Here is a 19,815-nt window from a genome sequence, read left to right as displayed (position 1 = left end):
GCCGCCTCGTCACGTCCCGCGCTGCCGCAGCCGTGAGCCGGAGCGGCTCTTCTCGACCTCGAGCTGGGCGTGTATGCGGCGGCGCAGGTCGGGGACGTGGCTGACGATGCCGACGCTGCGGTCGCGTTCGCGCAGCGAGTCGAGGACGTCGAGCACCTCGTCGAGGGTCTGGTCGTCGAGGCTGCCGAAGCCCTCGTCGATGAAGAGCGTGTCCAGCCGCACCCCGCCCGCCTCGTCGGTCACCACGTCCGCGAGTCCGAGCGCGAGGGCGAGGGAGGCGAAGAACGTCTCGCCGCCGGAGAGGGTGGCGGTGTCGCGCTCCCGGCCGGTCCAGGCGTCCACCACGTGCAGCCCGAGGCCGCTGCGGCCGCGGCCGGTGCGGTCGTCGGAGTGGACGAGGGTGTAGCGGCCGGACGACATGCGGCGCAGCCGGACGGTCGCGGCGGCGGCGACCTGCTCCAGGCGCGCGGCGAGCACGTACGACTCCAGGCGCATCCGGCGTTCGTTCTGCGCCGAGGTGCCCGCGGTGAGGGCGGCCATGCGGGCCACCCGGTCGTACTCCTCGCGCAGCGGTCCGAGCCGGCGCACGGAGGCGGCGGCGCGGGCGGAGAGCCGGTCGAGTTCGGCGCAGCGGCGGGCGGCGGCGTCACGCGCGGAGGCCGCCTCGCGGACGGCGCGGTCGGCGTCCTCGGCGGCGCGCTGGGCGGCGGCGAGGTCGGCGGCTGGCTCGCGGGCGGCGGCCGCGGTCTCCGGTTCGGCGAGGACGGCGCGCACGGCGGCCTCCTCGTCGTGCCAGGCGTCCAGGCGCCGTTGCAGCTCCCGGTGGGCGGTGTCGTCGAGGAGGGCGTCGGCGGCGGCCCGCGGGGTGTCGAAGCCCGCGCGGAAGGCGGCGTCGGCGAGCCGGGCGTCGGCGTCCTTGAGCCGCCGGGCGGCCTCCTCGGCGGCGCGGGCGGCGTCGGCGGCGTCGGTGAGCAGCGCGACCTCGCGTTCGAGCTGCCCGGCGCGCGCCGCCACGCTGGGGGCGTCTCCCCGCGCGTGGGCCAACTCCGTTTCCAGCGAGGCGCGTTCGAGGTCGAGGCGGTCCCGGTGGCCGACGCGGGCGGCGGCGCGGACCGCCGCGTCGCGCTGGGCGGCCGTGCGCAGTTCGTGCTCGCGTTCGGCGGCGCGCAGCTCCTCCTGGGCGGCGTGCAGGGCGGAGGCGGCCTCCCTCGCCCGCGCGTACTCCCGCTCCGCCTCGTCGAGTTCGCGGGCGAGCTGTTCGGCCGGGGTGTCCCCGGCCCCGGCGCCCGCCGCGGCCAGTTCCTCGCGGACGGCGGCGAGCCGCTGGTCGGCCTCGGCGCGCCGCTCCTCCGCGCGCTGGTGGTCGGCGAGGGCGCGCTCCTCGGTCTCGCGGCCGACGTGTCCTGCGACCCTGCGGGCCGGGGCGGGGTGTTCGGTGGCGCCGCAGACCGCGCAGGGTACGCCGTCGGTGAGACCGGCGGCCAGCTCGGCGGCGATGCCGTTGAGTCGCTGCTCCTTGAGGTCGAGCCAGTGCTGCCGGGCGGCGAGGGCCTCGTCGCGGGCGGCGCGGGCCTGGTCGGCGGCCGCCTCGGCGTCCCGGGTGAGGCGGTCCCGCGTCCGGGCGGCCGCCAGGCGGTGGCGGGCGGTGTCGCGCTGTCCCGCGAGTTCCCCGGCCCGGGTCGCGGCCTGCTGAGCGGCCGCGATGCGGTCCTGGAGGGCGGCGCGGGTGGCCTCCCAGCCGTCGAGCCAGGCCTCGGCGTCCTCGCGGACCTCCTCGTCGGCGCGTTCCTGGCGGTCGAGGCCGGCCCGCTCGTCGAGGAGTTCGGTGAGGCGGCGCTCCGCGCGGCGGGCCGACCCCAGTCCGCCCAGTTCCTCGGCGGCGCGGCGGGCCGCCGCCGCGAGCCCGTCCGGGCCCGCGTCCGCGAGGGACGCGGGGAGCAGGGCGCGGGCGCGCTCCTCGGCAGCGGCGGCGCGACGGTGCTCTGCGTCGGCGGAGTCCCGCAGCTCCAGGGCGGGGACCACGGTCCCGGCCATGCGGGCCCGCTCCATGCGGGCCCGGTCCTCGTCGTGGGCGCCGGACCGCTCCCGCAGCCGCTCGGCCCGCTCCCGCGCCTCGGCGTACCGGCGTTGCAGCCGGTGCCGTTCGCGTGCCGCGTCCAGGGCGCGGCCCGCCTCGGCGCGTACGGACTCGGCGGTGGCGAGCCGGCCGTGGGCGGCGGTGAGCTGTTCGCGCGCGGTGCTGCGGGCGACGGCGGCCGCGGTCAGCACGGCGTCGGCGAGGCCCGGTTCGCCGGGTGACAGCTCGGGGAGTTCCATGGCGCCGCCCGCGGCCTGCTGCATGCGGTGGGCGTCGGCGAGCAGGTCGGCGTCGCCGTCGCGCACCCGCGCCTCGGCGGCCCGGCGGCGGTCGGCGAGGCGCTTCTCCACCTCGGCGAAGCGGTGGGTGTCGAAGAGGCGGCCCAGCAGCTTGCCGCGGGCCTCGGCGTCGGCGCGCAGGAAACGCGCGAAGTCGCCCTGCGGCAACAGCACCACCTGGCAGAACTGCTCCCGGCTCATGCCGAGCAGCTGGGTGATCTCCTCGCCGATCTCCTGGTGCGAGCGGCTGAGGTCCTTCCAGGTCCCCGTGGCGGCGTCGCGCTCCCGCAGCCAGGTCTGCGCCTTGTCGACGGTGGTGCCGGCGCCGCGCTTCTTCGGGCGCTCCCACGGCGGTTGCCGGGTGATCTCCAGCCGGCGTCCGGCGACGGTGAGTTCGAGGGTGACGGAGGTGCGGGTGCCGGGCGCGGCGTGGTCGCTGCGCAAGGTCGTGCCCTGGCCGCCCTGGCGGGCGCCGGGGACGGAACCGTAGAGGGCGTAGCAGACGGCGTCCAGGACGGAGGTCTTGCCCGCGCCGGTGGGGCCGTGCAGCAGGAACAGTCCGGCGGCGGACAGGGCGTCGAAGTCGACGCTCTGGGTGGTGCCGAACGGCCCGAAGGCGGTGATGTCCAGGCGGTGCAGTCTCATCGGGCCACCTCCCGTGCGGCCTGGTCGGCGCGGACGGCGTCGAAGGCGTCCCGCAGCACCGTGCGCTCGTGCGGGTCGGGCCCGGCGCCGCGCACGTGGGCGACGAAGTCCTCGGCGATCTGCTGGTCGTCGCGGCCGGCGAGGCGGCGGGCGTAGGACACGTCGGGGTCGTCCGGCGGGCGGTCCGGGTCGAAGACGAGGGCGAGGGTGTGCGGGAAGCGCTCGGTGAGCCGGGTCATGGGGTCGGCGGGGCGGACCGGGTCGGTGAGGGTGGCCTCGACCCACGCCTCCTCGTGCGGCGTGAGCGCGGGGTCGGCGAGCAGCTCCTCGAGAGTGCCGCGGATGCGGGCCAGGGGGCGCGGCACGGGGCAGTCGACGCGCTCGGCGGTGACGCTGCCGTCGGCGGCCAGGTCGACGAGCCACATGGACTTGCGGTGCCCCGCCTCGGAGAAGGAGTACGGCAGCGGGGAGCCGGAGTAGCGGACGCGGTCGGTGAGGGTCTGGCAGCCGTGCAGATGGCCGAGCGCCACGTAGTCGACGCCGTCGAACACGGCGGCGGGCACGGACGCGACGCCGCCGACGGCGATGTCTCGTTCGCTGTCGCTCGGTTCGCCGCCGGTGACGAAGGCGTGGGCGAGGACGACGGAGCGGGTGCCGGACGGGCGGGCGGCGAGGTCGGCGCGCACCCGGTCCATGGCGGCGGCCAGCACCGCCTCGTGCCCGGCCCGCTCGACGCCGAACTCGTCCCGCACCAGGGCGGGCTCCAGGTAGGGCAGGCCGTAGAAGGCGACGTCCCCGTGCGCGTCGGGGAGCAGCACGGGGGTGCCGCAGGCGGAGGGTTCGGTGCGCAGGTGGATGCCGGCGCGGCCCATGAGTCCCGCGCCGACGCCGAGGCGGCGGGCCGAGTCGTGGTTCCCGGAGATCATCACCGTGGGCACGCCGAGGTCGGCGAGCCGGTGCAGCGCGTCGTCGAACAGCTCGACCGCGGCGAGCGGCGGCACGGCCCGGTCGTACACGTCCCCCGACACCACCACCGCGTCCACGTCGCGCTCGCGCGCGGTGCCGACGAGGTGGTCGATGAACTCGGCCTGGGCGCCGAGCAGGCCGACGCGGTGGAAGGACCGGCCGAGGTGCCAGTCGGACGTGTGCAGGAATCTCATGGTCCCGGCAGCGTATCCGGCGCCTCCGACAGCGCGGGCGGTTGTTCCCGTATCACCCGTCACGTCCCGGCCCGGTTCCGCCCGTCATCGCCCGGGGAGGGGTGATACGCGCGGGGCGTCAGGCGTCCCCGTAGGCCTCCCCGCCCAGTTCGAGGCGTGCGGTGCCGGAGGTGGCGTCGGCGAGCCAGGCGCGGAAGGCGTCCACGTCGGCGTCGGGGAGGCCGATCTCGAGGGTGACCTCCTCGCCGTAGCGCACGTCGCGCACCTCGCGGCCGGTGGAGCGCAGGTCGTTCTGCACCTTTCCCGCCCTCTGGTGGTCGACGGTGACGGTGGCCAGCCGGAAGCGGCGCCGGGTGATCGTGCCGAGGGCGTCCAGGGCCTCGCCGACCGAGCCGCCGTAGGCGCGGATGAGGCCGCCCGCGCCGAGTTTCACGCCGCCGAAGTAGCGGGTGACGACGGCGACGACGTAGCGCATGTCGCGGCGCAGCAGCATCTGCAGCATGGGGGCGCCGGCGGTGCCGCCGGGCTCCCCGTCGTCACTGGCCTTCTGGACGGAGGCGTCCGCGCCGATGACGTACGCCCAGCAGTTGTGGGTGGCGTCGGCGTGCTCCTTGCGGACGGCGGCGATGAAGTCCTGCGCCTCCCGCTCGGTGGCCGCCGGGGCGAGGGCGCACAGGAAGCGGGAGCGGTTGATCTCGGTCTCGTGCACACCCGCGCGGGCCACGGTGCGGTACTCGTCCTGCATCCGGCCAGCCTATGCGGCTCCCGTCAGCGCCTGCCGTGCGGGACGGTGAGCGAGGTGAGCAGGGCCCCGGCGGGGACCAGGTCGCGCCAGAGGACGCCACGCCGGTCGAGCACCGTGATCGCGGAGGTGGGGAACGTGACGCGGACCCGGTCCGCGGTGTCGTCGAGGCCGTCGGAGGCGAGGGCCGGCACGAGGTCCTCCGGCCCCGGGGTGCGGCCGACGAGCGGCAGCGTCTCGACCTCGGCGGGTGCTTCGCGCATCACGTCCGGCAGGCCGGGGACGTCCGCGTGGTGGAGGCGCGGGCCGAGCCGGACCGGCGGGGGCGTCCCGGCGGCGCGGGCGGCCGGCGGACCCTCGTGGTCGGCGGGCGCTCGTGGTCGGTGACGCCTTTCGGCCGGGCGGACTCGGCGTGCCGCGGCACGACCAGCCGGCGCAGCGGTCCCGCCGCCGCGCGCTCGGTCATGCGGGGGTTCCGAGGTCGCGGGCGAGGTCGAGGCCGAGCAGCCGGTCGGCGTAGGCGTAGGTCTCGAAGCGGGCGCCGTCCGCCGGACCGGGGTCGGTCTCCAGCGCGCGGAGCACGCCGAGCACCCCGGCCGCGTCCAGGTCGCCCTCCCACGCGCCGCGCAGGTCGGCGCGCACCTCGTCGGGCACGGGCCGGGAGGGCCGCCGCGCCCAGTCGGCGACCGCGCCCCGCCAGCGGCCGAGGGTGTCGCCGGCCTCCGTCAGGGTGTCCGCGTCGATCCGCACGGGCGCGCTCCTCGGGTGCGCGAGCAGGGCGAGGCGCAGGGCGGCCTGGTCGGCCTCGCCCGGCGGGACCGGCGCCGCCCAGGTGACGGGGGCGACGGCGACCCGTACGCCGTCGGGTTCCGCGCCGTTCTCGTCCACGACGTGCAGCACCTGCGCCTCGCCGAGCCCGGCGGCGCCCTCGCCGTCCTCGAAGGGCCGGACCCCGAGGGCGGCGGCCGCCGCACGCAGTTCCTCGTGCTGCCGTTCGGCGGAGAGCAGCGCCCACACCGGCGTGCCGCCGAGTTCCAGGGCGCGCACGAGCAGGTCGGCGGCCAGCAGCACGCGCAGGCCGGTCGGGTCGAGTCCCGGTGGGTGGGCCTCGACACGGGTCAGGCCCCGGCGGGCGGGGGCGGCGGCCACGAGCTCGCCGGTTCGGGCGTCGGTGATGCGCAGCACGAGGCGAGCGTAGGCATACGAGCGGGCGCACGCAGGTATCTCGCACGCTTTTCACGCCGTCGCTTGTCCGGCGCCGCCCGTCGTGGCAGGCGCGCGGCGCCGGGAATCACCGTGCCGTGCGCCGGGTTGTGCAGAGCACCAGCCCATTCCAGACCCACGGGAGGCCGACGGTGTACGGCGACGACGCAACGGTCCGCAAGATCCTCACCGAGTCCGGTGACACCTGGGCCGTGGTCGGCCTGTCGGCCAACCGGCAGCGCGCCGCGTACGGGGTCGCGCAGGTGCTCCAGCGGTTCGGCAAGCGCGTGGTGCCGGTGCACCCGAAGGCGGAGACGGTGCACGGGGAGCAGGGGTACGCCTCGCTCGCGGACATCCCCTTCGAGGTGGACGTGGTGGACGTGTTCGTCAACAGCGACCTGGCGGGCGCGGTGGCGGACGAGGCGGTGGCCAAGGGCGCCGAGGCCGTGTGGTTCCAGCTCGGGGTGGTCGACGAGGCGGCGTACGAGCGCACGCGTGCGGCGGGACTGGAGATGGTGATGGACCGCTGCCCCGCGATCGAGATCCCCCGGCTCGGTCTCCGCGAGGCCTGAGAGGGGCAGCGGGCACGCCGGTGCCGCACGGGCGGGGTGACGCCGCGACGGCGCGGGCACGCGGCGCGGCACTGGCACCCGGGCGGCCGTGGCCCGTCGGCTCAGGCCGCGGGCCTGCCGAGGCCTTCCAGCACGACCGCCCCCGGCAGTTCCGCGAAGGCCTTGCCCGGCACCAGCAGCTTCCCGCGCCGCCGCCCGCTGCCAACCAGCACGTACGGCAGGTCCACGACGGCCGCGTCCACCAGCACCGGCCAGCTCTCGGGCAGCCCCACGGGCGTGATGCCGCCGTACTCCATGCCGGTCTCCCCCGTCGCCGTGTCCATGGGCGCGAAGGACGCCTTGCGGACGCCGAGGTGACGGCGCACCACCCCGTTCACGTCGGCGCGGGTGGTGGACAGCACGACGCACGCGGCGAGCGTGGACCCGCCGCCGCGCCTGCCCGCCACCACTACGCAGTTCGCCGACCGCTCCAGCAGGTCACGGCCGTAGTGCTCGACGAAGGCGGCGGTGTCGGCCCACTGCGGGTCCGTCTCGACGTAGAGGATCTGGTCGGCGGGGACGCTCCCGCTCCAGGCGCGGACCGCGGCCGCGACGGGGGCGGTCAGCTCGTCGAGGCAGTCGGGGGCGGGAGTGGCGTGGTCGAAGTCTCCGATGGGTGCGCGCATGGCGGCACGGTAACAGCGGGCGGGGCGGCCGTCGGAGCGCGTCTCACTGCACGGGCGGCACCGACACCGTCATGATCATCTCGACGGGCCCGTCGCCCGCGTTGCCGTACACGTGGGGCGCGTTCGCCTCGAAGGAGGCGCTGGCGCCGGCCGGCACCCGGTGCTCCTCCCCGTCGACGGTGAGGGTCAGCTCCCCGGCCGTGACGTGGATGAGTTCGACCGTGCCCTCGGGATGCGGGTCGGAGTCGCTGCTCTCCCCCGGCATCAGCCGCCACTCCCACATCTCCAGCGGGCCGAGGGCCTCGGTGCCGGTCAGCAGCCGGCTGTAACTGCCGCGCTCGGTGGACCACAGGCGGACCGTCCGGTCGGCGGGGACGATCCGGACGTTCGGACCGCGCTCGTAGTCGAGCAGGGTGGGCACGCTGACGCCGAGCGCGTCGCCGATCTTGACGATCGTGCCGATGCTCGGGTTGGTGCGCGCCTGCTCGATCTGGATGAGCATGCCGCGGCTGACGCCCGCCCGGGCCGCGAGCATGTCCAGGGTGAAGCCGCGCTCGGTGCGCCAGCGCTTGACGTTGCGCGCCAGGGACCGGGTCAGCAGGTCGAGGTCCGCCACATTCCGTCCGTTCGACAATCCGGATGACCGGGGCCGGCCCGTGCGACTGCGGTGCGGTGTACCCGGTCGTTCACCGCACTGTACTGCGAGGTCGCGGCCGGGAAGGCGCGGGCCTCAGGCGCCCGGTTCCACCTCGGCCAGCCGCGCGGCGCCGTTCGCCGCGTGCCGGGCGAGGCGGGCGGCGCTCTCCTCGTCCAGCCCGGCGAGGCGGGCCGCGCTCTCCTCGTCGAGCTCCGACAGCGCCCGCAACTGACCGGGCGTGATGTCATCGGGGATCGGCACGGGCGGCGGGGTGCGCAGCGGCGGCTGCCAGCCCTCGTCGGGCGTCCAGCGGCGGACGACCCGGGCGGGGGCGCCCGCGACCACGCAGTGGTCCGGCACCTCGCCGCGGACGACCGCGCCCGCGGCCACCACCACGTTCCGCCCGATGCGGGCGCCCGGCAGGATCACCGCGCCGGTGCCGATCCAGCAGCCGGGGCCGATCTCCACCGGCTCCATCCGCGGCCACTGCTTGCCGATGGGCTCGTCCGGGTCGTCGTAGGAGTGGTTGGTGGAGGTGACGTAGACGTACGGGCCGAAGTAGCAGTCGCTGCCGATGGTCACCGTGGTGTCGGCGATGACATGGCTGCCGCGGCCGAGGACGACGCCGTCGCCGATGCGCAGGATCGGGTCGGGGCCGAGGTCGAGGCCGGGCATCAGGCCCGCGGTGAGGGTGACCTGCTCCCCGACGATGCAGTGCGCGCCGATCCGGATCCACGGCTCGCCGAAGACGGTGCCGAGCGGGAAGGCGAGTCTGGTACCTGTTCCCATCGCGCCGAACCGGAAGCGGCCGGGGTGTTCCGCGGTCACCGAGCCCGTGCGCTGCACCCAGGCCCAGCCCGCGTGGACCGCGCGCTGGGCGAGGCGACGCGGCCAGGACGAGAACGTGTTCTTGCGCTTCGGCACCCGCTCACCGTAGTCCGCGGGTGCGACGGGCACGGCCCGACGCCCCTGTGATCTTCACCCCACCGGTGTGGCGTACGGTTCCCCCGACATCCGACGAGGAGGCGACGATGACGCACCAGGCCTTGATCACGGGCATCGGCGGCAGGGAGCCGCGGATCGACGAGGGGGTGTTCGTGGCGCCCACGGCGAGCGTGATCGGGGACGTGACGCTGCGCGCCGGGGCGAGCGTCTGGTACGGGGCGGTGCTGCGCGGCGACGTGGAGTCGATCGCGGTGGGCGCCGACAGCAACGTCCAGGACAACTGCACCCTGCACGCCGACCCCGGCTTCCCGGTCACCGTGGGCGAGCGGGTCTCCATCGGGCACAACGCGGTGGTGCACGGGGCGACCGTCGGGGACGACTGCCTGATCGGCATGGGCGCGACCGTGCTGAACGGCGCGGTGATCGGCGCCGGCTCCCTGGTCGCCGCGCAGGCGCTGGTGCCGCAGGGCATGCGGGTGCCGCCGGGCTCCCTGGTCGCGGGAGTCCCGGCGAAGGTACGGCGGGAGCTGACGCCGGAGGAGCGCGAGGGACTGACGCTCAACGGCACGATGTACGCGGAGTTGGCGAAGGCCCACCGGGACCGGCACGGGGGCTGACGCGGCCCGCCCCCCCTTCCGGGCCGCACGCCCCCGGTCCGGGCGGCATCCCTCCTGGTCCCGGCCCGCGTCGCCCTCACCGGGGCCGTGTCACCCGCCCGGGGCGCCTGGCTCGTCCGGTCCGCCTGGTCCTCATGAGGGCGCGTAGCGGGCGCCGGGCACGGTCGGGAAGCCCGCCGGGTGAGGGGAGGCCGTCCGTCCAGGGCCGTATGCCGTGCCGCTGGGGCCGGTCGGCCCATGGGAGCGGCGCACGGACCGGAGCGACTCTGGAGGCAGCCAGTGGCCCACACGTCACGTCCGGGAGGCCCGCCGTGTTCGCTCCCCCGTCCCCCAGCCTGCCGCGTGCCCTGCCCGCCGAGCACCGGGCACGGCTCATGGCCACCGCGCGCGAGGTGTCCTTCCCGCAAGGGACCCGGCTGTTCGAGGAGGGCGCCCGGGCGGACCGGTTCTGGGTGATCCGGACCGGCACCGTGGAGCTGGACATGCGCGTGCCGGGCCGCCGGGCCGCCCTGATCGGACGCCTCGGGCACAACGAACTGGTCGGCTGGTCGTGGCTGTTCACCCCGCACGTCTGGCACCTGGGCGCCGAGGCGGCCACCCCGGTGCGGGCGTACGAGTTCGACGCCGCGTCCGTCCTCGCCCTGTGCGCGGAGGACCCGGAGCTGGGCCGGGAGGTCACCCGCTGGGTGGGCGAGGTGGTGGCCCACCGGCTGCACTCCGCCCGGGTCCGGCTGCTCGACCTGTTCGGCCCGTACGGCGCCGGTGCGGCTGTGTGAGGGCGGCCGCCCGCGCCGTGTGCGGGGTCCACCGGTCCGCCCGTGGGACCGGTGGGCCCCGTTCCCTCCTCCGGGCGCGCCCCGCGATTGCTACGTCCCCGTCAAAGGGCAGTGACCGAATCGTGTCGGGGCGCGGCTAGGGTGGCTGCCCATGTGGCCAGGACAGCAGCCGCCCGGGGGCGAGCAGAACCCGCAGTCGAACAATCCGTACCAGCAGCCGGGGTACCCGCAGCCGAATCCGTACCAGCAGCCCGGCTACCAGCAGCCGAACCCGTACCAGCAGCAGCCGCAGTGGGGCGAGCCGTCCACGGTGGGCATGCCGCAGCCGGGGGACGGCGGCGGTGGCGGGAACAACCGCACCAAGCTGGTGGCGATCATCGCGGCGACGGCCGTGGTCGTGGCCGCGGGCGTGACGGGCTTCCTGGTGCTCGGCGGCGACAAGGGCGACGAGGCCGACGGCGGGAAGAGCGCCAGGCCGAGCGCGACCGCGTCCGAGGACGCCTCCGCCCAGCCGACCCCCTCCCCCTCGGAGAACAACCCGCGCGGCGGTGAGGAGGAGAAGGCGACCATTCCCGGATGGCAGGTCGTCGTCAACACCCGCTTCGGCACCAAGTTCGACGTCCCGGCCGACTGGGAGATCGAGACGCCGGACACCTCCGTCGGCTTCGAGTGGGAGGAGGAGGACGGTGAGATGGGCCGCACCACCGTCACCGCCCCCGCCTACCTGAAGTCCAAGTGGTGCACCGCCGACGAGAACAGGGACGGCCGCACGGAGGACACCGCGCTGGCCACCGCCGGCACCCGCGGTGAGAACGGCGCCAGGAACACCGAGGAGGCGGCCGAGACCCGCGTGCCGTGGTGGATCTTCGGCGGGTACACACAGCCCGACAAGAAGAGCGTGAAGCAGGACGAGCCGAAGCCCTACACGACGAAGTCCGGGATCACCGGGCACGTGATCACGGCGCACTCGGAGGGCACTCCGCAGAAGGGCAAGTGCGACAGCGAGGGCAAGGCGATCACGTTCGCGTTCAAGAACGGCGCGGGCGACTTCGTCACCTGGAACCTGTACGGCGCGGCGGGCGTGAAGGACGAGATCCCCGAGGCGACCGTCCAGAAGATCCTCAGCACGGTCCGTCTGACCGAGGAAGCGCCGGAGGAGCCGTGACGGTCCGGGCCCGCCCGTGAACGGGCCCGGAACTCACTTGGCAAGTCGGCCCCCTCCCGGCGATAGTCACCGGGTGCCGACCACCGCCGACCGACGCCGCCCCGCCTGGGCCGGCCGCAACTACACGCTGCTGACCGCCTCCGCCGTGGTGACCAACCTGGGCAGCCACGGCGCGCTGATCGCCGCCGCGTTCGCCGTGCTGGGCGCGGGCGGCGACGGCGGGGACGTGGGTCTGGTGGCCGCCGCCCGCACCCTGCCGCTCGTGCTGTTCCTGCTGATCGGCGGGGCCGTCGCGGACCGGCTGCCGCGACACCGGGTGATGGTCGCGGCCAACGTCCTGAACTGCGTCTCGCAAGCCGCGTTCGCCGCGCTGGTCCTCGCGGGTGAGGCGCGGTTGTGGCAGATGATGCTGCTCAGCGCGCTCGGCGGCACCGGGCAGGCGTTCTTCAACCCGGCCGCCGAGGGCATGCTGCTCTCCTCCGTCGACGGCGAGCAGGCGGGCCGCGCGTTCGCGGTGTTCCGGATGGCGATGCACGGGGCGACCCTGGGCGGCGCCGCGCTCGGCGGGGCGATGGTGGCCGCGATCGGGCCGGGCTGGGTGCTGGCGGTGGACGCGGCGGCCTTCGCGGTCGCGGCGGTGCTGCGGGCGTTCCTCGACGTGCGGCACGTCCCGCCGCGCGAGCCGGGCGGCGGGATGCTCGCCGACCTGCGGGACGGCTGGCGGGAGTTCACCGGCCGGCCGTGGCTGTGGGGCATCGTCGTGCAGTTCTCCCTCGCCAACGCGGTCGTCGGCGCGGCTGACGCGGTCTACGGTCCGCTCGTCGCCCGCGACCACCTGGGCGGGGCCGCGCCGTGGGGTGTCGCGCTGGCGTTCTTCGGCGGCGGCACGGTGGCGGGCGCGCTGCTGATGACCCGCTGGCAGCCGCGCCGTCTGCTGCTGGTGGGCACCCTGTGCGTGTTCCCGCTGGCGCTGCCGTCCGCCGCGCTCGCCGTGCCCGTCCCGGTGGCGGTGCTGTGCGCGGTGATGTTCCTGACCGGGCTGTCCGTGGAGGTGTTCGGCGTCTCCTGGATGACCGCGCTGCACCAGGAGATACCCGAGGAGAAGCTGTCCCGGGTGTGCGCCTACGACTGGTTCGGCTCGGTCGCGCTGGTCCCGGCGGCGATGGCCCTCGCGGGCCCGGCGGAGTCGGCGTTCGGCCGCCCGGAGGCCCTCTGGGGCTGCGCCGCCCTGGTCGTGGTGGTCACGGCAGCGGTCCTCACGGTCCCGGACGTCCGGAACCTCCGCCGCCGCACCAAGCAGGTCACGGGCGCCTTGCAGGGCGCCGCCCGAGAGCAGGACGGGGCCGGTACTGCCGCCGGCCGGCTGCGGCCCGGTGGCGACTGATCGCGCAGTTCCCCGCGCCCCTGAAGGTGCGGAACCACCGCCGCCCACACAGCCAGCCCGCCGCGGCGCCCACGCTCGCCGGCCGGCCACGGCCCGGTGAGGGCTGATCACGCAGTTCCCCACGCCCCCGAAGGTGCGGAACCACCGCCGCCCTCCGATGGGCGGCGATCGGCGCGCACGCCCCTACGACGCGCCCCCTCCCAGAGCCGCGGGAGCCTGCGCGTACGCAGCCTCTCAGAGGCGCGGAAAGTGCGCGGACAACCCCGACGGCGCCGCAGCCGGCCGGCCACCGTCGCCCCCCGAGGGGTACGGGTAACTGCGCGAGCGCCCCCGCTCCGCCGCTCCCGCCCCTCAACCGATCGCGAACGCCCCTGAAGGCGGCAGCGGGGACGGGACCGCCGTTCCGTCGTGGACCGGGTGGGCGTCGCCCACGAAGTCACGCAGGGACGGCCCGTGTTCGACCCGCGCCGGAAAGGGATCCGCCGCAGTCGCCCGCGACAGAGCCGGGATGTCCAACACGCGGTCGGACGCCGCAAGCACCACGTTCCCGAACCGCCGTCCCCGCAGAACCGCCGGTTCGGCGATCAGCGCCGGCTCCGCGAACCGCGTCGCCACCGTCGCCAGTTGTGAGCGCAGGAAGGCGAACGGGGCCGCGTCCGCGAGGTTGGCGAGATAGATCCCGCCGGGCCGCAGTACCCGGGCGACCTCGTCGGCGTAGCCGACGGTGGTGAGGTGCGCGGGTACCTGGGAACCGCCGAAGACGTCGGCGACCAGGACGTCCGCGCTGCCGTCGGGGGCCGCCTCCAGCCAGGCGCGGGCGTCCGCGGTGTGCACGGTGACGCCGGCGCCGGGCGGGAGCGGCAGGTGTTCGGCGACCAGGCCGGCCAGCGCCCCGTCGGCCTCGACGACGTGCTGGCGGGAGCCGGGCCGGGTGGCGGCGAGGTAGCGGGGCAGGGTCATCGCGCCGCCGCCGAGGTGCACGGCGTCCAGGGGCGCGCCGGGTTCGCCGGCCACGTCGAGGACGTGCCCGAGCCGCCGGGCGTACTCGAACTCCAGGTGGGTCGGCTCGTCCAGGTCGACGTAGGACTGGGGCGCGCCGTCGACGGTCAGCAGCCAGGCCCGTTCCCGGTCGACGTCGGGCATCAGCTTGGCGGTGCCGTGGTCGACGGCGCGGGACACGGGGAGGGGCTCGCTCACCGTCCCATTGTGCCGCCGCCCCCGCACACGGCTGCCCGCCCCCCGGTCACAGGGGGGCGGGCAGCCGGGCACATGCCCGTCAGAGGCTCACGCGACCTCCGTCACCGTCCCGGCGCCGACCGTGCGCCCGCCCTCGCGGACGGCGAAGCCGAGACCCGGCTCCAGCGGCACGTCGCGCCCCAGCTCCACGGTGACGGTCACCGTGTCCCCGGGCCGCGCCACCGCCGCCTCGCCGAGGTCGACGTTCCCGACGACGTCCGCGGTGCGGATGTAGAACTGCGGCCGGTACCCGGTCGACAGCGGTGTCGTCCGGCCGCCCTCGCGGGCGGACAGCACGTACAGCCGCGCCGTGAACCGCCGGCTGGGCGTCACGCTGCCCGGCGCGGCCACCACGTGCCCGCGCCGCACCGCGTCGCGCGGCACCCCGCGCAGCAGCAGCGCCACGTTGTCCCCGGCCTGCGCCTCCTCCATCGGCTTGCCGAAGGTCTCCAGGCCGGTCACCACGGTCTCGGTGTCCGCCCCGAGCACCTGCACCCGGTCGCCGACCCGGACGGTGCCGCGCTCCACCGCGCCGGTGACGACGGTGCCCCGGCCGGTGATGGTGAGCACGTTCTCCACCGGCAGCAGGAACGGCGCGTCCAGATAGCGCTCGGGCACGGGCACATAGGTGTCGACCGCGTCCAGCAGCGCCTCGACGGACGCGGTCCAGCGCGGGTCGCCCTCGAGCGCCTTGAGCCCGGAGACCCGGACGACGGGCGCCGTGTCGCCGCCGTAGCCGTGCGCGGAGAGCAGCTCGCGGACCTCCAGCTCCACCAGGTCGGTCAGCTCCTCGTCGCCCGCGTCGGCCTTGTTGAGCGCGACGACGATGTGGTCGACGCCCACCTGCCGCGCGAGCAGGACGTGTTCGGCGGTCTGCGGCATGATCCCGTCCAGTGCGGAGACGACGAGGATCGCCCCGTCGAGCTGGGCGGCGCCGGTGACCATGTTCTTCACGTAGTCGGCGTGGCCGGGCATGTCGACGTGCGCGTAGTGGCGGGTGTCGGTCTCGTACTCGACGTGCGCGATGTTGATGGTGATGCCGCGGGCGGCCTCCTCCGGGGCCCGGTCGATGCGGTCGAACGGCACGAAGCCGGCGGAGCCGCGCTCGGCGAGGACCTTGGTGATGGCGGCGGTCAGGGTGGTCTTGCCGTGGTCGACATGGCCCATCGTGCCGATGTTGAGGTGCGGTTTGGTGCGGACGTACGCCGTCTTGGACATGGCGGTACCGGAAAGCCTCTCGGTGATGACGCGTCAGGCCCCGGGCGCGGCGGATCGGCGCGCGGCCGGGACGGGGACCCCAGGAACCAGGCCGACCCTCCCCCTGCGGGGTCCGCCGGACGATCCGGGGAGGGTCAGCTTCGGGCGCCGTCGACTGCGGCGAGGAGAGCGGGGACGGCAGCCTTCGGGGCATCCGCGACGGCGGATGCTGCGAGGAGGAAGGCGTACCGGAACATGACGTCGATCCTTGCCGACGCGGCCCTCCGCGTCGAACGATTTTCCGCGAAGCGGAAGTCCGCCCTGCGGATCAGGGGGTCCCGGTGAGGGGTCGTCACGGGTCCCCGGTCACGCGCCGATGTTCCTCAGGGCCTCCCTCACCGACAGCGGCGCGAACCGGTCGCCCTCGCGGGCCAGGAAGCCGCGCACCGCGTCCGGGTGGGTCCTGGCGTATTCGCGCAGGGCCCAGCCGATGGCCTTGCGGACGAAGAAGCCGGGGTGGCCGGACTGGCGCAGGCAGTGGCCGAAGAGCCGCTCGGCGTCGGTGCGTTCCTTCTGGCGGAGCTGGTGGAGCAGCGCGGTGCGCACCAGCCAGGGGTCGTCGTCGGCGCTCCACCGGTCCATGGCGGCGGTGAGCGCCGGGTCGGCGGCGACCAGCGGCCCGACGACGTGCGCGGCGAGCAGGTCGACGGTGTCCCACCAGGGCACGGTGGTGACGAGGTGCCGGGTCACGGGCAGGAAATCCGAGGAGCACCGCCGTACGTGCCGGCGCAGGTAGTCCACGGCGAAGTAGTGGTACTCCCGCTCGGGCAGCGCCCAGCAGCGCAGGGCGACGGCCGTGCAGTCGGCCTCGGCCGGGCGGGGCAGTCCCGCCTCGACGGTGCGGGACAGCGCGCGGCGCACCGGGGTCTTCAGACCCAGGAAGGGCGCGACGTCCTTCATGTACGCCCGCATGGCGTCCGCCTGCCCGGGGTCGGCGGCGGACGGGTAGGCGGCGGTGAGCCGCTCCAGCACCGTGTCGGCGAGCGTGCTGTCCGGCACCCGCGGCGGCGGACCGTCTTCTGTGACGCCCATGAGACGAACACTACGGCGATCTCGCACAAATGTCGGTTAGTGTCACCGAATGCTCGATGCCACCAACCGCTCTGGGGGCACGGCCACGGCCCGTCCCCGGGCCGGCTCGTCCGACCTCGCGGTCGCCGTCCCCACGGCCGCCCCCGTTCTCGCGCCCTCGCCGGGTCTCGCCGGCCGCTGCGCGAGAGTCCTGCTGTCGCCGTGGTCACGGCTGTCCCTGCTGGTCGTCCTGCTCGCCTCGGCGGCGGCGGTCATGGTGGTGCTGGAGCCGCAGCAGCTGCTGACCGACGGCCTGCCGGTCCGGCTCGGCGGTGCCGCCGCCGTCGTCGCCTACGCGGTGGCGTACGGGGCGTGCACGGTGGCGTTCGTGCCGCGCCCGTTGCTGAACCTCGCCTCAGGGGCGCTGTTCGGCTCCCAGTTCGGGCTGGTCGCGGCGCTGGGCGGCACGGTGCTGGGCGCCGGGCTGGCGTTCTGCCTGGGGCGGGTGCTCGGCCAGAAGGCGCTGCGTCCGCTGTTGCGCGGGCGCTGGCTGAAGGCCGCGGACAACCAGCTCAGCCGGCACGGTTTCCGGTCGATGCTGGCGGCGCGGCTGTTCCCCGGCATCCCGTTCGCCGCCGCCAACTACTGCGCCTCGGTCTCCCGGATGGGGCTGCTGCCGTTCCTGCTGGCGACGGCGCTCGGCTCGGTCCCGAACACCGCCGCCTACGTCGTGGCGGGCGCCCGCGCCTCCACCCCGACGTCCCCGGCCTTCCTGATCGCGCTGGCCTGCATCGCCGTGCCGGGTCTCGCGGGCGCGGCCGTGGCATGGCGCAAGCGGCACCGGCTGCGCGCCCGGTAGGACGCCGGGCCGCCGCCGGACCGGCGGTGCGCCGGACCCGCTCGAGGATCATCGCGTCGGCGAGAGCGCCGGCCCCGCACCTGGCCCGCAGGGCGTGCCGCGCGCCGCGCTCCCGCAGGGCGCGGACCGGGGCGGCCGTCAGGCGGGAACCGCCCGCGCCGAGCGGGCGGCCGGGGGCGAGGACGCCGCCGCACGCCCCTGTGCGAGGTGTGCCTCGGCAACGGCCGCTCCGGCCGGCTCGTGCACGCCGTCGGCACGCCGCGCGACATCCTCGCCACGCGCCGGCGCCGGCTGGCCGGCGCCGGGACCCGCACCGCGCGCCCCCAGGCCCCGGGCGGGCGGTGCGCGGCACGGCGGCCGCTCCGGCGTCACCCGTACGGACGCGGGCTGCCATCGGACCTTCGCCGGGGCTTCATCTCCGAGCGCTACAGTTCGCCGTCGGCGCGCCCGATGATCGACAGCACCGCACCCGGCGGTGGGGGTGTGCCCTTCGACCTTTCCGCGATCGGCACTTGGACTCCGCTGCCCCATGTCTTGGTTTGAATCCCTGATCCTCGGACTCGTCCAGGGTCTGACCGAGTTCCTGCCCGTCTCCTCCAGCGCGCACCTGCGGCTGACCGCGGCCTTCTCCGGCTGGGAGGACCCCGGCGCGGCCTTCACCGCGATCACCCAGATCGGCACGGAGACCGCGGTGCTGATCTACTTCCGCGAGGACATCGGACGCATCCTGTCCGCGTGGACGCGCTCGCTGACCGACAAGGAGATGCGCCGGGACCAGGACGCCCGCATGGGCTGGCTGGTCATCGTCGGCTCCCTCCCGATCGGTGTGCTCGGGGTGACGCTCAAGGACCAGATCGAGGGGCCGTTCCGCGATCTGCGGCTGACGGCGGCGATGCTGATCGGCATGGGCATCGTGCTCGGCGTCGCCGACCGGCTGGCGGCACGCGCGGAGAGCGGCGGCAGGCACCGGGTGGCCGCGCCCCGCAAGGAGCTGGGCGACCTGACCGTCAGGGACGGCCTGATCTACGGCGTGTGCCAGGCGATGGCCCTGATCCCGGGCGTCTCCCGCTCCGGGGCCACCATCAGCGGCGGCCTGTTCATGGGCTACCGGCGGGAGGCCGCGGCCCGCTACTCGTTCCTGCTCGCCATCCCGGCGGTGCTGGCGTCCGGCCTGTTCGAGCTGAAGGACGCGGCGGACGGCGGTCACGTCTCGTGGGGGCCGACGCTCTTCGCCACGGTGATCGCGTTCGTCACCGGGTACGCCGTGATCGCCTGGTTCATGAAGTTCATCTCGACCAAGAGCTTCATGCCGTTCGTCTGGTACCGGATCGCGCTCGGCGTGGTGATCATCGTCCTGGTCGCCGTCGGCGCGCTCAGTCCGCACGCGGCGGAGTCGGCGGGCTGAGCGCCCCGGGGGGCGCGGCACGGACGAGGCGTGCGGGAGCGGCCCGGCCGCGGCCCATCCGCCCGGGAGGTGTCCGCGGCACGTGACCGAACCCATACGGGTCCGGTAGCCGTCCGGTAGCGCACCGTCAGTCCATGGCCCTAGGCTGGTCCGCATGTCCCCCGACTTAACGACCCCTGGTTCCGTGCGGTCCGCCGCCGAGGTGAACGAGCAGATCCGCGCCCTGTGGCTGCGGGCGGGCGGCTCCCTGTCCGCCCAGGAGCGCGAGGAGTACGAGATGCTGGTCGTCGAGTGGGCGGCCGCGATCCGCGGCCGGGTCGTCGAAGCGGCCTGACCTCCCGCCCTCTCCGCGTCCCCGGTCAGCGTCCGCCCGCGACCCGCAGCACCGTCCCCGTGGTGTACGAGGCGTCCGGCGACATCAGCCAGGCGACCGCCGCCGCGATCTCCTCCGCCTGTCCCGCCCGCCGGAGCGGAATGCTCCCGGCCATCTCCCGGACGCGGTCCGGCGCCCCCATCGCCGCGTGCATCTCCGTGTCGATCAGGCCCGGGGCCACCGCGTTGACCCGCACACCGGCCGGACCGAGCTCCTTCGACAGCCCCACGGTCAGGGCGTCGACGGCGGCCTTGGTCGCCGCGTAGTGCACGTACTCGCCGGGGCTGCCCAGGGTGGCGGCGCCCGACGAGATGTTCACGATCACGCCCTCGCCGCGCGGCGTCATCAGCTGGGCGGCCCGCCGTGCGCACAGCAGCGTGCCGGTGACGTTGACGTCGACGACCCGCCGCAGGGTGTCCGTGCCGACCTCGGTGAAGGGGCCGAGCGGCCCGGTCACCGCCGCGTTGTTGACCAGCCCCGTCAGCGGCCCGAGTTCGCGCTCCGCCACCTCGAACAGCCGCTCCACGTCGGCCTCGACGGCGGTGTCCGCCCGCACGGTCACCGCCCGCGCCCCGGCGGCCCGTACGTCCTCGGCCACTTTCTCGGCGGCGTCGGCGTCCCGGACGTAGTTCACCGCCACGTCGTGCCCCTCCGCCGCCAGCCGCCGGCAGGTCGCGGCGCCGATGCCCCGGCTCCCGCCGGTGACCACCGTGACCAGACGCTTCATGAGTACCTCCAGACGTGGGACGCGGGACGAAGATCCCCAGACTCGCATGACACGCGCCCCGGTGTCGCCCGGGCGGGCGGT

Annotated in this window: 21 protein-coding genes and 1 pseudogene; 8 read left to right on the top strand and 14 right to left on the bottom strand. The window is 75.4% G+C overall.

Features of this window, described 5'->3' with window-relative positions; all coding sequences use genetic code 11:
- Positions 1 to 9: 9 nt before the first annotated feature.
- The 6 genes from C1708_RS27880 to C1708_RS27860 form a co-directional block, all read right to left on the bottom strand.
- Entirely contained in the window at positions 10 to 3,000 is a 2,991-nt protein-coding gene (locus tag C1708_RS27880; RefSeq protein ID WP_106415271.1) for an AAA family ATPase, read from the bottom strand.
- The gene (locus C1708_RS27875) at positions 2,997 to 4,160 is read right to left on the bottom strand and encodes an exonuclease SbcCD subunit D (protein WP_106415270.1); all 1,164 of its coding nucleotides are present in this window, start codon (positions 4,158 to 4,160) and stop codon (positions 2,997 to 2,999) included. Before C1708_RS27875 ends, C1708_RS27880 begins: the two co-directional genes overlap by 4 nt.
- A 118-nt stretch (positions 4,161 to 4,278) precedes the next feature.
- The gene (locus C1708_RS27870; RefSeq protein ID WP_106415269.1) at positions 4,279 to 4,905 is read right to left on the bottom strand and encodes a YigZ family protein; all 627 of its coding nucleotides are present in this window, start codon (positions 4,903 to 4,905) and stop codon (positions 4,279 to 4,281) included.
- Positions 4,906 to 4,928: 23 nt separating this feature from the next.
- On the bottom strand, positions 4,929 to 5,165 hold the full coding sequence (locus C1708_RS36190) for a hypothetical protein (RefSeq protein WP_502696092.1): 237 nt from the start codon (positions 5,163 to 5,165) through the stop codon (positions 4,929 to 4,931).
- Positions 5,165 to 5,368 carry a hypothetical protein gene (locus C1708_RS36185; RefSeq protein ID WP_502696091.1) on the bottom strand — a complete coding sequence of 68 codons (204 nt, stop codon included), beginning with the start codon at positions 5,366 to 5,368 and terminating at the stop codon, positions 5,165 to 5,167. Before C1708_RS36185 ends, C1708_RS36190 begins: the two co-directional genes overlap by 1 nt.
- Positions 5,365 to 6,087: a hypothetical protein gene (locus tag C1708_RS27860; protein WP_198602611.1), complete on the bottom strand. Its 723-nt coding sequence runs from the start codon at positions 6,085 to 6,087 to the stop codon at positions 5,365 to 5,367. Before C1708_RS27860 ends, C1708_RS36185 begins: the two co-directional genes overlap by 4 nt.
- Positions 6,088 to 6,257: 170 nt before the next feature.
- Between C1708_RS27860 and C1708_RS27855 the strand changes: the two genes are divergently transcribed.
- Positions 6,258 to 6,677, top strand: a complete 420-nt coding sequence (locus C1708_RS27855; RefSeq protein ID WP_106415267.1) for a CoA-binding protein — start codon at positions 6,258 to 6,260, stop codon at positions 6,675 to 6,677.
- 101 nt (positions 6,678 to 6,778) lie between these two features.
- Here the strand turns inward: C1708_RS27855 and C1708_RS27850 are convergent, their stop codons facing one another.
- The 3 genes from C1708_RS27850 to C1708_RS27840 form a co-directional block, all read right to left on the bottom strand.
- Positions 6,779 to 7,342: a YbaK/EbsC family protein gene (locus tag C1708_RS27850; RefSeq protein ID WP_106415266.1), complete on the bottom strand. Its 564-nt coding sequence runs from the start codon at positions 7,340 to 7,342 to the stop codon at positions 6,779 to 6,781.
- A gap of 43 nt (positions 7,343 to 7,385) precedes the next feature.
- A complete protein-coding gene (locus C1708_RS27845; protein WP_106415265.1) occupies positions 7,386 to 7,958 on the bottom strand; it encodes a helix-turn-helix domain-containing protein in 573 nt (190 codons plus the stop codon).
- 114 nt (positions 7,959 to 8,072) lie between these two features.
- Positions 8,073 to 8,903: an acyltransferase gene (locus C1708_RS27840; RefSeq protein ID WP_106416512.1), complete on the bottom strand. Its 831-nt coding sequence runs from the start codon at positions 8,901 to 8,903 to the stop codon at positions 8,073 to 8,075.
- Between the two features lie 107 nt (positions 8,904 to 9,010).
- Here C1708_RS27840 and C1708_RS27835 point away from each other — a divergent pair, with 107 nt between their 5' ends.
- The 4 genes from C1708_RS27835 to C1708_RS27820 all read left to right on the top strand — a co-directional run bounded on the left by C1708_RS27835 (position 9,011) and on the right by C1708_RS27820 (position 12,866).
- On the top strand, positions 9,011 to 9,541 hold the full coding sequence (locus tag C1708_RS27835; RefSeq protein ID WP_106415264.1) for a gamma carbonic anhydrase family protein: 531 nt from the start codon (positions 9,011 to 9,013) through the stop codon (positions 9,539 to 9,541).
- 311 nt (positions 9,542 to 9,852) lie between these two features.
- Positions 9,853 to 10,317, top strand: coding sequence for a Crp/Fnr family transcriptional regulator (locus C1708_RS27830; RefSeq protein ID WP_106415263.1), 465 nt, complete (start codon positions 9,853 to 9,855; stop codon positions 10,315 to 10,317).
- A 151-nt stretch (positions 10,318 to 10,468) separates the two neighbouring features.
- The gene (locus C1708_RS27825) at positions 10,469 to 11,482 is read left to right on the top strand and encodes a DUF8017 domain-containing protein (RefSeq protein WP_106415262.1); all 1,014 of its coding nucleotides are present in this window, start codon (positions 10,469 to 10,471) and stop codon (positions 11,480 to 11,482) included.
- A 73-nt stretch (positions 11,483 to 11,555) separates the two neighbouring features.
- Positions 11,556 to 12,866, top strand: coding sequence for an MFS transporter (locus tag C1708_RS27820; protein WP_106415261.1), 1,311 nt, complete (start codon positions 11,556 to 11,558; stop codon positions 12,864 to 12,866).
- Between the two features lie 351 nt (positions 12,867 to 13,217).
- Here C1708_RS27820 and C1708_RS27815 read toward each other — a convergent pair whose 3' ends face one another.
- The 3 genes from C1708_RS27815 to C1708_RS27800 all read right to left on the bottom strand — a co-directional run bounded on the left by C1708_RS27815 (position 13,218) and on the right by C1708_RS27800 (position 16,391).
- On the bottom strand, positions 13,218 to 14,063 hold the full coding sequence (locus C1708_RS27815; protein WP_106415260.1) for a spermidine synthase: 846 nt from the start codon (positions 14,061 to 14,063) through the stop codon (positions 13,218 to 13,220).
- Between the two features lie 87 nt (positions 14,064 to 14,150).
- Positions 14,151 to 15,320, bottom strand: a complete 1,170-nt coding sequence (gene tuf / locus C1708_RS27810; protein WP_106415259.1) for an elongation factor Tu — start codon at positions 15,318 to 15,320, stop codon at positions 14,151 to 14,153.
- Positions 15,321 to 15,665: 345 nt separating this feature from the next.
- Positions 15,666 to 16,391 carry a DNA alkylation repair protein gene (locus C1708_RS27800; protein WP_106415257.1) on the bottom strand — a complete coding sequence of 242 codons (726 nt, stop codon included), beginning with the start codon at positions 16,389 to 16,391 and terminating at the stop codon, positions 15,666 to 15,668.
- Between the two features lie 49 nt (positions 16,392 to 16,440).
- On the opposite strand from C1708_RS27800, the gene C1708_RS27795 reads away from it, so the two are divergent.
- On the top strand, positions 16,441 to 17,229 hold the full coding sequence (locus tag C1708_RS27795) for a TVP38/TMEM64 family protein (protein WP_106415256.1): 789 nt from the start codon (positions 16,441 to 16,443) through the stop codon (positions 17,227 to 17,229).
- A 34-nt stretch (positions 17,230 to 17,263) separates the two neighbouring features.
- Here the strand turns inward: C1708_RS27795 and C1708_RS35715 are convergent.
- Positions 17,264 to 17,419: pseudogene (locus tag C1708_RS35715) on the bottom strand (steroid 3-ketoacyl-CoA thiolase); the annotation flags it as partial.
- A 339-nt stretch (positions 17,420 to 17,758) separates the two neighbouring features.
- Between C1708_RS35715 and C1708_RS27785 the strand changes: the two are divergent.
- On the top strand, positions 17,759 to 18,634 hold the full coding sequence (locus C1708_RS27785) for an undecaprenyl-diphosphate phosphatase (RefSeq protein WP_106415255.1): 876 nt from the start codon (positions 17,759 to 17,761) through the stop codon (positions 18,632 to 18,634).
- Positions 18,635 to 18,788: 154 nt separating this feature from the next.
- On the top strand, positions 18,789 to 18,968 hold the full coding sequence (locus C1708_RS27780) for a hypothetical protein (RefSeq protein ID WP_106415254.1): 180 nt from the start codon (positions 18,789 to 18,791) through the stop codon (positions 18,966 to 18,968).
- Positions 18,969 to 18,993: 25 nt separating this feature from the next.
- On the opposite strand, the gene C1708_RS27775 is transcribed toward C1708_RS27780, so the two are convergent.
- On the bottom strand, positions 18,994 to 19,734 hold the full coding sequence (locus tag C1708_RS27775) for an SDR family NAD(P)-dependent oxidoreductase (protein WP_106415253.1): 741 nt from the start codon (positions 19,732 to 19,734) through the stop codon (positions 18,994 to 18,996).
- Between the last annotated feature and the right edge of the window lie 81 nt (positions 19,735 to 19,815).

Origin of the sequence: Streptomyces sp. DH-12, assembly GCF_002899455.1 — a bacterium.
GTDB lineage: Bacteria > Actinomycetota > Actinomycetes > Streptomycetales > Streptomycetaceae > Streptomyces.
This window is presented reverse-complemented; position numbering and strand designations above follow the sequence as displayed.